This window comes from Streptomyces prunicolor NBRC 13075 (assembly GCF_000367365.1).
GTDB classification, from domain to species: Bacteria; Actinomycetota; Actinomycetes; order Streptomycetales; family Streptomycetaceae; genus Streptomyces; species Streptomyces prunicolor.
The window spans coordinates 43,689-57,206 of record NZ_BARF01000047.1 but is presented as its reverse complement, the minus strand read 5'-3'; the positions used below and the strand labels follow the sequence as shown (position 1 = coordinate 57,206).

The 13,518-nt window shown below is 70.5% G+C and carries 11 protein-coding genes; 4 read left to right on the top strand and 7 right to left on the bottom strand.

Translation table 11 applies throughout. The features are described 5' to 3' along the window. The first annotated feature begins 2 nt into the window (after window positions 1–2). Window positions 3–1,952 carry a Xaa-Pro dipeptidyl-peptidase gene (locus SPR02S_RS20450; RefSeq protein WP_026150719.1) on the top strand — a complete coding sequence of 650 codons (1,950 nt, stop codon included), beginning with the start codon at window positions 3–5 and terminating at the stop codon, window positions 1,950–1,952. A 175-nt stretch (window positions 1,953–2,127) separates the two neighbouring features. On the opposite strand, the gene SPR02S_RS20445 is transcribed toward SPR02S_RS20450, so the two are convergent. After that, window positions 2,128–3,081 carry an FAD-dependent oxidoreductase gene (locus tag SPR02S_RS20445; RefSeq protein ID WP_019058853.1) on the bottom strand — a complete coding sequence of 318 codons (954 nt, stop codon included), beginning with the start codon at window positions 3,079–3,081 and terminating at the stop codon, window positions 2,128–2,130. A gap of 66 nt (window positions 3,082–3,147) precedes the next feature. Between SPR02S_RS20445 and SPR02S_RS20440 the strand changes: the two genes are divergently transcribed. Further along, entirely contained in the window at window positions 3,148–4,173 is a 1,026-nt protein-coding gene (locus SPR02S_RS20440; RefSeq protein ID WP_019058852.1) for a hypothetical protein, read from the top strand. A gap of 70 nt (window positions 4,174–4,243) precedes the next feature. Then, window positions 4,244–5,887 (top strand): ABC-F family ATP-binding cassette domain-containing protein, encoded by a 1,644-nt coding sequence (locus SPR02S_RS20435; RefSeq protein WP_019058851.1) that lies wholly within the window; start codon window positions 4,244–4,246, stop codon window positions 5,885–5,887. A 61-nt stretch (window positions 5,888–5,948) separates the two neighbouring features. On the opposite strand, the gene SPR02S_RS56020 is transcribed toward SPR02S_RS20435, so the two are convergent. From SPR02S_RS56020 to SPR02S_RS20415, 4 genes are all read right to left on the bottom strand, one after another. Continuing rightward, entirely contained in the window at window positions 5,949–6,557 is a 609-nt protein-coding gene (locus SPR02S_RS56020) for a DinB family protein (RefSeq protein WP_019058850.1), read from the bottom strand. Between the two features lie 134 nt (window positions 6,558–6,691). After that, a complete protein-coding gene (locus tag SPR02S_RS20425; RefSeq protein WP_019058849.1) occupies window positions 6,692–9,088 on the bottom strand; it encodes a Tex family protein in 2,397 nt (798 codons plus the stop codon). Window positions 9,089–9,181: 93 nt separating this feature from the next. Continuing rightward, complete coding sequence (locus SPR02S_RS20420) at window positions 9,182–10,051, bottom strand: SCO6745 family protein (protein WP_019058848.1); 870 nt, start codon at window positions 10,049–10,051, stop codon at window positions 9,182–9,184. Window positions 10,052–10,214: 163 nt separating this feature from the next. Beyond that, on the bottom strand, window positions 10,215–10,985 hold the full coding sequence (locus SPR02S_RS20415) for an enoyl-CoA hydratase/isomerase family protein (RefSeq protein ID WP_019058847.1): 771 nt from the start codon (window positions 10,983–10,985) through the stop codon (window positions 10,215–10,217). Between the two features lie 204 nt (window positions 10,986–11,189). Here SPR02S_RS20415 and SPR02S_RS20410 point away from each other — a divergent pair, with 204 nt between their 5' ends. Next, window positions 11,190–11,711: an ATP-binding protein gene (locus SPR02S_RS20410; RefSeq protein WP_019058846.1), complete on the top strand. Its 522-nt coding sequence runs from the start codon at window positions 11,190–11,192 to the stop codon at window positions 11,709–11,711. 9 nt (window positions 11,712–11,720) lie between these two features. On the opposite strand, the gene idi is transcribed toward SPR02S_RS20410, so the two are convergent. Together idi and SPR02S_RS20400 are read right to left on the bottom strand one after the other, a co-directional pair. After that, a complete protein-coding gene (gene idi, locus SPR02S_RS20405; RefSeq protein ID WP_019058845.1) occupies window positions 11,721–12,314 on the bottom strand; it encodes an isopentenyl-diphosphate Delta-isomerase in 594 nt (197 codons plus the stop codon). Between the two features lie 232 nt (window positions 12,315–12,546). Beyond that, window positions 12,547–13,485 carry a cation diffusion facilitator family transporter gene (locus tag SPR02S_RS20400; RefSeq protein WP_019058844.1) on the bottom strand — a complete coding sequence of 313 codons (939 nt, stop codon included), beginning with the start codon at window positions 13,483–13,485 and terminating at the stop codon, window positions 12,547–12,549. Window positions 13,486–13,518 lie beyond the last annotated feature (33 nt).

The following is a 13,518-nucleotide window of genomic DNA, read 5'->3' as shown; positions in this document are numbered from 1 at the left end:
GCATGCCGAAACGCACGCGCTTCACGATCTGGAGATCGCTCGCGACCGCGGGGATCACCGCCCTCCTGGCCGCCTTCCTCACCCCGACAGCGGCCCAGAGCGCCCCGCAGGAGAGCCAACCGGTCTACTCCTACGCGAAGGCCATCCACGAGGCCGTCTGGGTGGACACCGGACTCGACGGCGACGGTGACGGAAAGACCGACCGGGTCGCCGTCGACATCGTCCGGCCGAGCGAACCCGCCCGACAGGGCCGCAAAGTCCCCGTCATCATGGACGCCAGCCCCTACTACTCCTGCTGCGGCCGCGGCAACGAGAGCCAGCTGAAGACGTACGACGCGAGCGGCAACGTTGTCCAGATGCCGCTCTTCTACGACAACTACTTCGTGCCGCGCGGCTACGCCTTCGTCGGCGTCGACGTCGCCGGCACCAACCGCTCCGACGGCTGCATCGACGTCGGCGGCCGCTCCGACATCCAGTCCGCGAAGGCCGTCGTCGACTGGCTCAACGGACGCGCCAAGGCGTACACGACACGCACCGGAACCGCACGCACACAAGCGAGTTGGACCAACGGCAAGACCGGAATGATCGGCAAGAGCTGGGACGGCACCATCGCCAACGGCGTCGCCGCCACCGGTGTGAAGGGCCTGAAGACGATCGTCCCGATCAGCGCCATCTCCTCCTGGTACGACTACTACTTCGCCAAGGGCGCCCCGCTCTACGACTCCGGCCCGGACTGGCTCTCCGGCTACGTCGACAGCCCCGACGCGCAGGCCAAGTGCGCCGCCGTCCAGCAGAAGATCGTCGACGGAGCCCCGCGCACCGGCGACTGGACACCGTTCTGGACCGAGCGCGACTACGTCAAGGACGCGAGCAAGGTCAAGGCCAGCGTGTTCCTGGTGCACGGCATGCAGGACCTCAACGTCCGCACCAAGAACTTCGGCCAGTGGTGGGACGCCCTCGCGAAGAACGGCGTCGAGCGCAAGATCTGGCTCTCCCAGACCGGCCACGTCGACCCCTTCGACTACCGTCGCGCCGACTTCGTGGACACCCTGCACCGCTGGTTCGACCACGAACTCCTCGGCTACGACAACGGAATCGACCGGCAGCCGATGGCCGACGTCGAACGCCACCCCGACCAGTGGGTCACGTCGGCGACCTGGCCGCCGAGCGGCACCGCGACGACCACCCTCCACCCGGCGCAGGGCACCCAGGCGGGCGTGGGCACGCTCGGCCTCCGCACCGGCGCGGGCACCGAGACGTTCACGGACAACCCGCAGGAGAGCGACACCGATTGGGCCGCCGCGATCGACAAGTCGACCGCGGACAAGGCCGGTTTCGTCACCGGACCCCTCACGAAGGACCTGCGCCTGTCGGGCTCCTCGAAGGTGACGATCACCGCGACCCCCACCACGTCAACGGCCCATCTCTCGGCCGTGCTTGTCGACGTCGGCCCCGACACCATCCGCGACTACGCCGACTCGGCCGAAGGCATCACCACGCTCACGAACCGCACCTGCTGGGGCGAGAGCACGGTCGGCGACAGCGCCTGCTTCCTGGCAACCCAGGCCAAGACCAAGGCAGTTGACTACAACGTCGTCAGCCGCGGCTGGGCCGACCTCGGCAACTACGCCTCCGCCACGAAGGGCGTACCGCTCACCCCGGACAAGGCGTACACCATCACCCTCGACCTGGCGGCGACCGACCACGTCGTCCCGGCCGGGCACCGCCTAGCCCTGATCGTCGCGGGCACGGACAAGGACCTCATCGATCCGCCGTCCAGCACCCCGACCCTCACCCTGGACCTGTCCCGCACCTCGGCCCAACTCCCGCTCGTCGGCGGCGCGTCGGCGTTCACGAAGGCCACGGCGGGTGCCGGTGCCAGGACACCGTCGGTCACGACTCTCGACGGCGTACGGTCACCGCGATCCACTCAGCGGGTACCGGGCAACTGACCGTCGATTGACGGCTCGACGGGGGCGACGGAGCGAGTGGGCTCCGCCGCCCCCGTCGGGTAGACGGGCTGGGGAGGCTGAACTCCTCTGGCCGCCTCCGTCGCGCAGGCGGGGCGAGGAGGTCGAAATTTGCACATTGCCCACGTCGCCCAGGCCGGGAAGGCGGCCGAACTCCTCAAGCCGCTCCCACCAGCCCCGCCGCCTCCCGCGCACACCCCCACGCCACCGTGATCCCCGCCCCACCGTGACCGTAGTTGTGCACCAACACCCGCCCGTCCCGCAGTACTTGACGCTCCAGCCGCACCGAAGGCCGTGACGGCCGCAGCCCGACCCGGTGTGCCAGTACGCGTGCCCCGGCGATCTCCGGTCGGATCGCCGCGCAGCGGGCGATGATCGCCTCGGCGGTCGCGGGGTCGGGCGTCGTCGACCAGGCGTCCTCCTCGGCCGTACCGCCCAGGATCAGCCGGTCCGGCTGCGGGAAGAAGTACGTGGACGTGTCCGCCGAGTGGCCGACCGACGTCAGCCAGGTCGTGATCCCCGGGTTCTCCACGACGACCAACTGCCCGCGCACCGGCCGCACCGAGGGATCGGGCACGAGGTCCAGCGAGTCGAGCCCCGTGCAGTTGACCACGACGGACGCCGGTACCTCCGTGAGATCCACCACCGACCGCTCCTCGACGGTCCCGCCCAACTCCAGGAACCGCCCGCGCAGCCACGGCAGATGGGCCGCCATGTCGATCAGCGGCAACCGCGCCCACAGCCCACCGCCCGCGTACTCCTCGACCCGCGCCTCCCGCAGCCCCGGTACCCGGGCCGCCCACGGCCCCAGCTCGTCCAGCCGCGTCTCGCCCTGTACACCCTCGACCATGCGTACGCCGGTCTCCTCGGGCCGCGCCGCCAACTCCTCGTACACGGCGAGCGATTGGAGCGCCCACTCACCGACGAGCGCCTCCGGCTCGATCCGGTACGGCCACCACAGCGCGCCCGCGACCGCCGAGGTCGTCAGCTCGACAGGCTCCCGCGTCCACACCCGCACCCGGGCACCGCGCTCCGCCAGCACGACGGCCGTCGTCAACCCGATGACGCCCCCGCCGACCACGATCACATCGCCGTTCACACCGGTCTCCATGCGCGGACGGTAGCGGAATACCCCATGCCGTGCTCACATCGCCCTCGCGCTGGGGATACTCACAGCATGTCTGCCGAATACGCGGCCTTCGGCCTGGCACCGGCGATGCGTGCCGGTGAAGTCCTCGCGGACGGCGGCTACCAGGTGCACCGCGACTTCGTCGACTTCATCGTCGACGGCCGCCCGCTGCTGTTCCAGCTCACCGACCTGGACGCCGTCTCCCCGCTCGCCTCCGACGTCCCGCCCGCGATCTTCACCGCCCAGATCCGCAGCCTCCTCCTGGAGACGGACGCCCCACTGGAGGGCGGCCGCTACGTCATCTACGGCTGCCCCGAGTGCGAGGACCTGGCCTGCGGCGCCGTCACCGCCGTCATCCAGCGGGACGGCGCCGACTTCATCTGGCGCGACTTCGCCTGGCAGACCGACGAACACGCCGACCTGGAGCGCAACGGCTACCACGGCATAGGCCCCTTCCGCTTCGCCGGAGCCGAGTACCGCGCGGCCCTCGACTCCCTCATCGACGGCACTGAGGCCCCCGTCGCCAAACGCCGGGTCCTGCTGATCGGCGCCCGCGTAGCGGTCCTCGCCAAGCTCGCCGCCGCTCTGCGCGCCATCGGCATCGGCGCTGACATCACCGGCGACGCGACCCACGTCCCCGCCGACGAACTGCGCGGCTACGGCGCCGTGGCCTTCGGCCGGGCCGTCACCCAGGCCGAACGGGCCGCCGTACAGGCCGCGTTCGACCGCGCGGGCGTCGATGTGGCGTACGTCGACGGCCTCGCCCCCATCGTCCCGCTCCTCGTCGCCCAGATCGAACACGCCCTGGACCGCCGCCCCGCCGAGCAGCACCGGCTGACCCGCCTGGTCGCCGCCGACGGCGAGGCGGGCATCGAGGTCACCTCACCGTGCCGGGTGCGCGTCACGGCGTACCGTCTCGACCGCCTCTACCGCAGCCACACGCAGGACGTCTTCGACGGCGTCCTGGAACCCGGCAGCCACCGCATCTCCCTGGACGCGAAGGCGGTCAGGGGCGAGTCCTTCGTCGTGGCCCGGACGACCGGGAGCGTGCTGGTGGAGGCGATGGCGCGCTGAAAACCGTGGCGCGGGCGGGGGAAATCCGCGGCGCGGACGGCGAAGGGGACCGATTAGGATCGACGGTCTGATGACTGCCACTCTCGTCGCCAAGAATCTCGCCGCCGGACACGGCGACCGCGCCCTGTTCACCGGGCTCGACCTCGTCGTCGCCCCCGGCGATGTGATCGGCCTTGTCGGTGCCAACGGCGCGGGCAAGTCCACCCTGCTCCGCATGCTCGCCGGCCTGCTCGCACCGGAAGAGGGCGAACTGCGCCTCTCTCCGCCGACAGCGACCGTAGGTCACCTCCCCCAGGAGCCCGAGCGGCGCCCGGGCGAGAGCGTGCGCGAGTTCCTGGCCCGCCGCACGGGAGTCGCCGAGGCGCAACGCACGATGGACGAGGCCACCCAGGCCCTGGTGGACGGCGCACCCGGCGCCGACGACGCGTACTCGACGAGCCTGGAACGCTGGCTCGACCTCGGCGGCGCGGACCTCGACGAACGGGCCGAGGAGATCGCCGACTCGCTGGGCCTGGCGATCGACCTCGACCAGCCGATGACGTCCCTGTCCGGCGGCCAGGCGGCACGCGCGGGACTGGCCTCCCTCCTCCTCTCCCGCTACGACGTCTTCCTCCTCGACGAGCCCACCAACGACCTGGACCTCGACGGCCTGGAGCGCCTCGAACGCTTCGTCTCCGGCCTGCGCGCGGGCACGGTCGTCGTGTCGCACGACCGCGAGTTCCTCACCCGCACGGTCACCAAGGTCCTCGAACTCGACCTGGCCCAGAACCAGATCAACCTCTACGGCGGCGGCTACGAGGCGTACCTGGAGGAGCGGGACGTGGCACGTCGGCACGCCCGCGACGACTTCGAGGAGTACGCCGACAAGCGCTCCGCGCTCCAGGACCGTGCGCAGATGCAGCGCGGCTGGATGGACAAGGGCGTCAAGAACGCCCGCCGCAAGGCGAACAACGACAACGACAAGATCGGCCGCAAGTTCCGCAGCGAGGCGAGCGAGAAGCAGGCGGCGAAGGCGCGGCAGACGCAGCGGATGATCGAACGCCTCGATGTCGTCGAGGAGCCCCGCAAGGAGTGGGAGCTGCGGATGGAGATCGCGTCCGCGCCGCGCTCGGGTGCGGTTGTGGCGACCCTGAGGGACGCCGAGGTACGACGCGGCGACTTCAGCTTCGGGCCGGTGTCCCTCCAGATCGACTGGGCGGACCGGGTCGCGGTGACCGGCGCGAACGGTGCGGGCAAGTCGACGCTGCTCGGCGCGCTGCTCGGGCGTATCCCGTTGGACGCGGGGCATGCGGCGCTCGGCTCGGGTGTCCTGGTGGGCGAGGTCGACCAGGCCCGGCAGCTGTTCCACGGTACGGAGTCCCTGCTCGACGCGTTCTGCGCGGCCGTGCCGGACACGGAGCCGGCCGAAGTCCGCACGCTGCTGGCCAAGTTCGGGCTGAAGGCTCACCACGTGATGAGGCCGGCGGGGACGCTGTCACCGGGGGAGCGGACCCGTTCCGCACTGGCGCTGCTTCAGGGGCGCGGGGTGAATCTCCTCGTCCTGGACGAGCCTACGAACCACCTTGACCTGCCTGCCATCGAGCAACTGGAGTCGGCGCTGGACGCCTACGAGGGCACGCTGCTGTTGGTCACTCATGATCGGCGGATGTTGGATGCGGTTCAGGTGACTCGGCGGTTGGAGGTGGCGGACGGGAAGGTGACTGAGCAGCGGTGAGGTTTGGGTCGTTCGTTCACTGCGGGTCCGTTGTGCCTGGTCGCGCAGTTCCCCGCGCCCCTTAAGGGGCGTTGTTCGCACCGGAGTTGAGGCGCTCGGCCTCTTTTGCGACCTGCTCTACCCGGTCCCGGTGTTGCGCCCACCAACTCGCGTTGCCCGGAGCCATGTTGGTGCCCCCGGCCCGTTGCCCCACCGTCCCGTCGATGAGTTCCCGTACGACGTCGGCGTGGCCGGCGTGCCGGGATGTCTCGTACGTCATGTGGACGAGGGTGCGGTGCAGGGTGAGTTCGTGGCCCTCTTCACCGGGCATCCGGCCGACCGCGTCCAGGGGGAGTGCCTCGATCGTCGCGTCCGAGTGCCCGCAGATCCGCCGATAGTCGCCGACGATCTGCTCGCGTGTCTCGTCCGGGGTCGCCCACAGATCCGCGTTCGGCTCGGCGTCCCCCGCGATCCACAACCCCGGCCCGTCGACCGGTCGCCCGAAGACCGTCCCGAAGTAGAACGCCTCGGCCCCGGCAAGATGCTTGACCAGCCCCAGCAGATTGGTGCCGGTCGGCGTCATAGGCCGCCGGATGTCGTACTCCGACAGCCCGTCGAGCTTCCACAGCAGTGCGTCACGGGAGTCCTGAAGGAAGACGCGCAGGTCGGCTTTGAAGTCCGGTGAGATCATCCGCCCAGTCTGTCGGCGAGACGATCCACGTCCACCGATTTCTGCCGCCCAGCCTCCACACCCCAGGGGCGCGGGGAACTGCGCGACCGGCCCCCACCGGCCCGCAGCTCCCCACAACCTGACCGGCGAAGCCGTCAGCGCTTGCCCTTCTTGCCCGGGTCCAGCAACCCCGCCTTCCGCAGAGCATCAGCCATCGCACTGTTCCCCGGCGGCGGAGCCGCCTGCCGCGATCCACCACCCTGGCCCTGGCCACCCTGCCGCTGCTGACGTTGCTGCGGCGGACGCCCCCCGCCCTGCTGCCGACGCTCGCCGCCCCCACCCTGCTGCCGCCGCTCCCCGCCGGAGGCCACCGCCTCGTCGTCGAGCCGCAGCGTCAACGAGATCCGCTTCCGGGGGATGTCCACGTCGAGGACCTTCACCTTGACGATGTCACCCGGCTTCACCACATCGCGCGGGTCCTTGACGAACGTCTTCGACAGGGCGGAGACGTGTGCCAGACCGTCCTGGTGGACCCCGATGTCGATGAACGCCCCGAACGCGGCGACGTTCGTGACGACCCCCTCCAGAACCATCCCGGAGGCGAGGTCGGAGATCTTCTCGACGCCGTCCTTGAACGTGGCCGTCTTGAACGCGGGCCGCGGGTCACGCCCCGGCTTCTCCAGCTCCTTGAGGATGTCGGTCACCGTCGGCAGACCGAACGTCTCGTCCACGAACTCCGTCGGCTTCAACGAGCGCAGCACGGACGTGTTGCCGATCAGCGAGGCCACCTCGCTGCCCGCCGTCTTCACCATCCGCCGCACCACCGGATACGCCTCGGGGTGCACGCTGGACGAGTCGAGCGGGTCGTCGCCACCCCGGATGCGCAGGAAGCCCGCGCACTGCTCGTACGCCTTGGGGCCGAGCCGCGCCACGTTCTTCAGCTGCGTGCGCGACTTGAACGGGCCGTTGGTGTCGCGGTGCGACACGATGTTCTCCGCGAGGCCGGAGGTGATGCCGGAGACGCGTGAAAGCAGCGGCGCGGAGGCCGTGTTGACGTCGACACCGACGCCGTTCACACAGTCCTCGACCACCGCGTCCAGCGAACGGGACAGCTTCACCTCGGACAGGTCGTGCTGGTACTGGCCGACACCGATCGACTTGGGGTCGATCTTCACCAACTCGGCGAGCGGGTCCTGGAGTCGGCGCGCGATGGAGACGGCGCCGCGCAACGACACGTCCATGTCGGGCAGTTCCGCGGAGGCGAACGCGGACGCCGAGTACACGGACGCGCCGGCCTCGGACACCATCACCTTGGTGAGGTTCAATTCCGGGTGCTTGGTGATGAGTTCACCGGCGAGCTTGTCGGTCTCGCGGGACGCCGTGCCGTTGCCGATCGCGATCAGCTCGACCGAGTGCTGCGCGGAGAGGCGGGCCAGCTTGGCGAGGGCGTCGTCCCACTTGTTGGCCGGGACGTGCGGGTAGATCACGTCCGTGGCGACGACCTTGCCGGTGGCGTCGACGACGGCCACCTTCACACCCGTACGGAAACCGGGGTCGAGGCCCAGCGTCGAGCGGGTGCCGGCCGGTGCGGCGAGCAGCAGGTCCCGCAGGTTCGAGGCGAAGACGTTGACCGCCTCGTCCTCGGCCGCCGTACGCAGCCGCAGCCGCAGGTCGATGCCGAGGTGCACGAGAATGCGGGTGCGCCAGGCCCAACGGACCGTGTCCTGAAGCCACTTGTCGCCCGGACGGCCCCGGTCGAGGATCTGGAAGCGGTGGGCGACCATCCCCTCGTAGGAGGAAGGCCCCTCGGTGTCCTCCTCGGGCTCCAGGACGAGGTCGAGGACGTCCTCCTTCTCGCCGCGCAGCATCGCGAGGATGCGGTGCGAGGGCAGTGCGGTGAACGGCTCCGAGAAGTCGAAGTAGTCGGCGAACTTGGCGCCCGCCTCCTCCTTGCCGTCCCGCACCTTCGCGGCGAGGCGCCCGCGCCCCCACATCCGCTCGCGCAGCTCGCCGATCAGGTCGGCGTCCTCCGAGAACCGCTCGGTGAGGATCGCCCGGGCGCCGTCGAGGGCGGCCTGCGGATCGGCGACACCCTTGTCGGCGTCGACGAACGCGGCGGCCGCGGCCAGCGGTGCCACGGACGGGTCGCCCAACAGGCCCTCCGCGAGCGGCTCCAGGCCGGCCTCGCGCGCGATCTGGGCCTTCGTCCGCCGCTTGGGCTTGTAGGGCAGGTAGATGTCCTCAAGGCGCGCCTTGGTCTCGGCGGCCCGGATCTGCGCCTCCAACTCCTCGGTGAGCTTGCCCTGCTCACGCACCGATTCGAGGATCGCGGTCCGCCGCTCCTCCAACTCCCGCAGATAGCGCAGCCGTTCCTCGAGCGTGCGCAGCTGCGCGTCGTCGAGCATCTCGGTCGCTTCCTTGCGGTAGCGGGCGATGAAGGGCACCGTCGAACCGCCGTCGAGCAGCTCGACGGCAGCCTTCACCTGCCGCTCCCGTACGCCGAGCTCCTCGGCGATCCTGCCTTCGATGGACCCTACGAGGGGTGTCGTCACGCCCGTACCGCCTTCTCCACTGAGGTTGCGCGGCAATTGTGGCAGGTGACACCGACAACCGGGGATCAGGGCGCTGTCCTGCGGGTCCGCCGGCTACCGCTTCCCGAGCAGATCCCGCGGAAACGCCCCGGCCGCGAGCGCGAGCCGCGCGAACCCGGTCCCCAGTTCGGTCAGACGTACGACCCCTTCGGCGCCCAGATGCTCGTACGGGGCCCGGTCCAGCCGGTCGGTCTCCGTCTCGATCTCGGCGCGCAGCGCGACACCCGCCTCCGTCAGCTCGCCGTCCCCGTCGAGCAGCCCGCGCTCCTGGAGCCGTCCCGAGGCGGCGTCCCATTCCTCCTGGTTCCAGCCGCGCGTGCCGAACACCCACTTCGGGGTCATGCCCTTGCCGGTCGCGGTGTGGGTGACCACGGCCTCCAGGCCGTCGAGCCCGGCGGACATCAGGACGGCCAGGTGACCGTCACCCCGGTGCTCGCGCAGCAGCGTGGCCGCGTGGAAATAGGCGAGATGCGGCTCCTCGGGGAGCGGCAGATCGGCGTGGGCGGCGTACAGCGGCCGGGCGGGGCGCGCACACGCCTCGGCGGCCCGCAGCGCCAGCCGCGCCGCCTCCGCCATCTCCTCCGACTCCACCACGGCGTCGTCCAACAGGCGCCGCAGGGTCGCGTCGACGGCACGCGTGCGTGCGTGCAGGACCTGCTCCGGGGAGACGATCTCCCACACGGCGGGCACATGCCGGGCCACGAGGTCGTACTTGTAGTTGTAGAAGGTCGCCGTCACCGTGCCAGGACCGACCGGCCCCATCGCCGCCGCCCGCACGGCGAAGTTGATGGCCTGGGAGTCCTTGACCCCGAGGGCCGTCAGTTCCCTCCCCAGGTCGGGCGAGAAGTAGAGCGTGGAGTGCAGGGAGTTGAGCGCGTTGTAGCAGCGGCGCCCGGCACGGGGATCGACGGCGGCAGTAGTCATGACGGTCACGTTACCGACTGGTTGGTACGGGCTCCAGGGGTGGGCGCCGGATGGGCGGGAAAGGCGGGGTGCCGTCATCGCGGCCATCGTGCGCAGCGCGAGGAAACGACCGCATTCCTGCGCCGACCGGAAAACCAGGCCCAGTTCCGCGCGAGCAGCCGCTTCATCCTGAATCAGTAGAAGCAGCCCCTGACGCAGTCCACGTGAAGTGCGGTGCCCGGCGCTCCAGGAACGCGGTGACGCCCTCCGCGGTGTCGCCGCTGCCGCGCATCTGCTCGGCCCAGTAACCGTCCCTGTTCGTACGGCCGTTGGCGAACTCCTTCGCTGCGGCCTGCGTCAACTGCGAGCGGGAGACCAGTACCCGGGTGAACTCCGCGACCCGCTTGGTGAGTTCGCCCTCGGGCAGCAGCTCGTCGACGAAACCGGTGCGCAGCGCCCGCTCCGCGTCGATCAACTCGCCGGAGAACAGCAGGTACTTGGCGGTCCCCGGTCCCACCAGCGACACCAACCGCCGGGTGGCGGACGCCGGATACATGATGCCGAGCTTCGCCGGAGTCACCCCGAACAGCGCGCCCTCCTCCGCGAACCGCAGATCGCAGGCCGCCGCCAACTGCGCCCCGCCGCCCACACAATGACCCCGGATCGCCGCCAGCGTCGGCTTCGGGAACGCGGCCAGCGCCTCCTCCGCGAGTACCGCGAGTCCCTGCGCCTCACCCGGCGACTCCCGCAGCGTCGAGATGTCGGCCCCGGCACAGAACGTCCCGCCCGCACCGGTCAGCACGAGCGACCGTACGCCCGGATCGGCGGCCAGGGTGTCGAGCAGCGGCGGCAGCGAGCGCCACATCTCGGCGGTCATCGCGTTGCGCTTGCCGGGGTGGTGGACGGTGACGGTGGCGACCGCGTCGGTGACGCCGTGCAGCAGGCGGGGCTCCATGCGCCGGATGCTACGGACAAGCCGAAGTGTTCGCGAAGTCGGCACAAGGGGAACAGGGGCGATCCCACTGTCGACCGGGCCGTGCGGCAACGATCGGAAAGCGTCCGATAACTGCTGACTTCTGTTCAGTAGTCCGGGGTGGCGCGGGTCGTTGCCAACACTCGTGGGGTGGTGACAATCGAGCGCAAGGGTGGCGACCGGACGATGGAGAACCACGGGCGTGGGTCAGGCCCCCGCCCAGAAGGCGGCAGGGACGATCCCCCGGATCCCCTCCCCGCCCCCGCCCCGCCGGATCCGCTGCCGTACGAGGGAGTCTGGCGGTTCACCGCCTCCGCCGTCGACGCCTCCGTCCCGCAGGCGCGACACGCCGTACGGGACCTGCTCTTCCGGCAGGGCGTGCCCCTCTCGGACGAGCTGCTGCAGGGGCTGTTGCTGATCGTCTCCGAGCTGGTCACCAACGTGGTCCGGCACGCGGTGCTGCTGTCGCCGACCCTCGCCGTGGAGGTCGCCGTCGGCGCCGAGTGGGTGCGGGTGTCCGTCGAGGACAACCACCCCTACCGCCCGACCGCCCTGGTGGCCGACCACGACGAGACCGGCGGCCGGGGACTGCTCCTGGTGCGCGAGGTGGCCCGGGAGGCGGGTGGCGTCTGCGACGTCGAGCACACGGCGAGCGGCGGCAAGGTGATCTGGGCCGCCCTGCCGCTCAAGCCCGCGCAGGTGCCGTAGGCGAGGAGGTCACCAGCCCGCGGACGGGCCCGTCAGCTCCCTGACCGCCGGACGGGCCGCGTCCAGCACCGTCATGAACCAGGACGAGAAGGTGTCCTTCGCGTGCCGCTCCGTCAGCTCGGCGGGGGTCACGAACGCGGTCGTGCCCACCTCCTCCGGGTCCGGCCGCAGCGGCGACTGCACCATGCCGACGAAGAGGTGGTTGTACTCCTGCTCCACCAGGCCCGAGTCCGGATCCGGGTGGTTGTAGCGCACCGTGCCCGCCTCGGCGAGCAGCGACGGGGAGACCCCCAGCTCCTCGTACGTCCGCCGGGCCGCCGCCGCGAAGGGCGCCTCGCCGGGGTAGGGGTGACCGCAGCAGGTGTTGGACCACACACCGGGGGAGTGGTACTTGCCGAGCGCCCGCTGCTGGAGCAGCAGTCGGCCCTGCTCGTCGAAGAGGAAGACGGAGAAGGCGCGGTGCAGCTGCCCCGGCGGCTGATGGGCGGCGAGCTTCTCCGCGGTACCGATCGTCACGCCGTTCTCGTCGACCAGTTCGAGCAAGATCGCTTCAGCGGTGCCGTTCGACGAGCTGTGCGTCGCGGTGGCAGGTGTGATCGGCATACCCATCCTTCACTTCGGTCTACGAGCCAAGTCTGCCGTACGAATCCGGCACTCCCGGCAGTTCATCGTGCCCGGCGCGGCGACGGCGGAACCGCCCGGGGGTGGGGTCGCGCGAGTGTGGACATGAGTGTGCGCCGGACGGTTGCGTTCCGTCCGACCTGGTCGATTTCCCTCAGATTCCGTCGGCTTCCGTCAGTCGTCCCGGCTTCCGTCAGTCGTCGGTCCTCAGTCCTCAGTGACAGAGCTTCGCCTCGTGCTCCGCGTGACCGCGGGGCTCCAGCTGGAAGGTGCAGTGCTCGACGTCGAAGTGGTCGCCGAGGCAGCCCTGGAGTTCGTGGAGCATCTTCTCGTTGCCGATGGCGTTGAGCACGTCCGTGCGGACGACCACGTGCGCGGAGAGCACCGGCATGCCCGAGGTGATCGTCCAGGCGTGCAGATCGTGGACGTCCTCGACCCCGTCCAGGCCCAGGATGTGGGCGCGCACGTCCTGCATGTCGACGTCCTTGGGGGCCGACTCCAGCAGCACGTCCAGGGTCTCGCGCAGCAGCTTCAGCGTGCGCGGCACGATCATCAGGCCGATGGCGAGCGAGGCGATCGGGTCGGCCGCCTGCCAGCCCGTGGTCAGGATCACCACGGCCGCGATGATCACCGCCAGGGAGCCCAGCGCGTCCGCGGCCACCTCCAGGAACGCGCCGCGCACGTTCAGGCTGTCCTTCTGGCCGCGCACCAGCAGCGTGAGGGAGATCATGTTCGCGACCAGGCCGATCAGGCCGAACACGATGGTCAGCCCGCCCTCGGTGTCGGCCGGCGTGACGAACCGCTGGATCGCCTCGTACAGGACGTACCCGCCGACGCCGAGCAGCAGCAGACAGTTGGCGAGCGCGGCGAGGATCTCCCCGCGGGCGTAGCCGAAGGTGCGGTTGCCGGTCGCGGGGCGGTTCGCGAAGCTGATCGCGAGCAGCGCCATGCCGAGGCCCAGCGCGTCCGTCGCCATGTGGGCCGCGTCCGCGATGAGCGCGAGGGAGTCCGCGAGCAGTCCGCCGACGACCTCGACCACCATCACGGTGATCGTGATCCCCAGCGCGACCCGCAGCCTGCCCCGGTACGCGGCCGTCGCCGTACCGGTGACGGGAGCGCCGTGCGAGTGCCCGTGGTCGTGCCCTGCCCCCATGAAACGCCGCCCTCCTGATGACTGCCCGGAACC

Bases quoted from the DNA above. Each gene is read 5' to 3' on its own strand.
- SPR02S_RS20420 (WP_019058848.1), bottom strand. From the start codon at position 10,051: ATGACTACTGCCGCCGTCGATCCCCGTGCCGGGCGCCGCTGCTACAAC.
- SPR02S_RS20410 (WP_019058846.1), top strand. From the start codon at position 11,190: ATGGAGAACCACGGGCGTGGGTCAGGCCCCCGCCCAGAAGGCGGCAGG.
- SPR02S_RS20415 (WP_019058847.1), bottom strand. From the start codon at position 10,985: ATGGAGCCCCGCCTGCTGCACGGCGTCACCGACGCGGTCGCCACCGTC.
- idi (WP_019058845.1), bottom strand. From the start codon at position 12,314: ATGCCGATCACACCTGCCACCGCGACGCACAGCTCGTCGAACGGCACC.
- SPR02S_RS20400 (WP_019058844.1), bottom strand. From the start codon at position 13,485: ATGGGGGCAGGGCACGACCACGGGCACTCGCACGGCGCTCCCGTCACC.
- SPR02S_RS20435 (WP_019058851.1), top strand. From the start codon at position 4,244: ATGACTGCCACTCTCGTCGCCAAGAATCTCGCCGCCGGACACGGCGAC.
- SPR02S_RS20445 (WP_019058853.1), bottom strand. From the start codon at position 3,081: ATGGAGACCGGTGTGAACGGCGATGTGATCGTGGTCGGCGGGGGCGTC.
- SPR02S_RS20450 (WP_026150719.1), top strand. From the start codon at position 3: ATGCCGAAACGCACGCGCTTCACGATCTGGAGATCGCTCGCGACCGCG.
- SPR02S_RS56020 (WP_019058850.1), bottom strand. From the start codon at position 6,557: ATGATCTCACCGGACTTCAAAGCCGACCTGCGCGTCTTCCTTCAGGAC.
- SPR02S_RS20440 (WP_019058852.1), top strand. From the start codon at position 3,148: ATGTCTGCCGAATACGCGGCCTTCGGCCTGGCACCGGCGATGCGTGCC.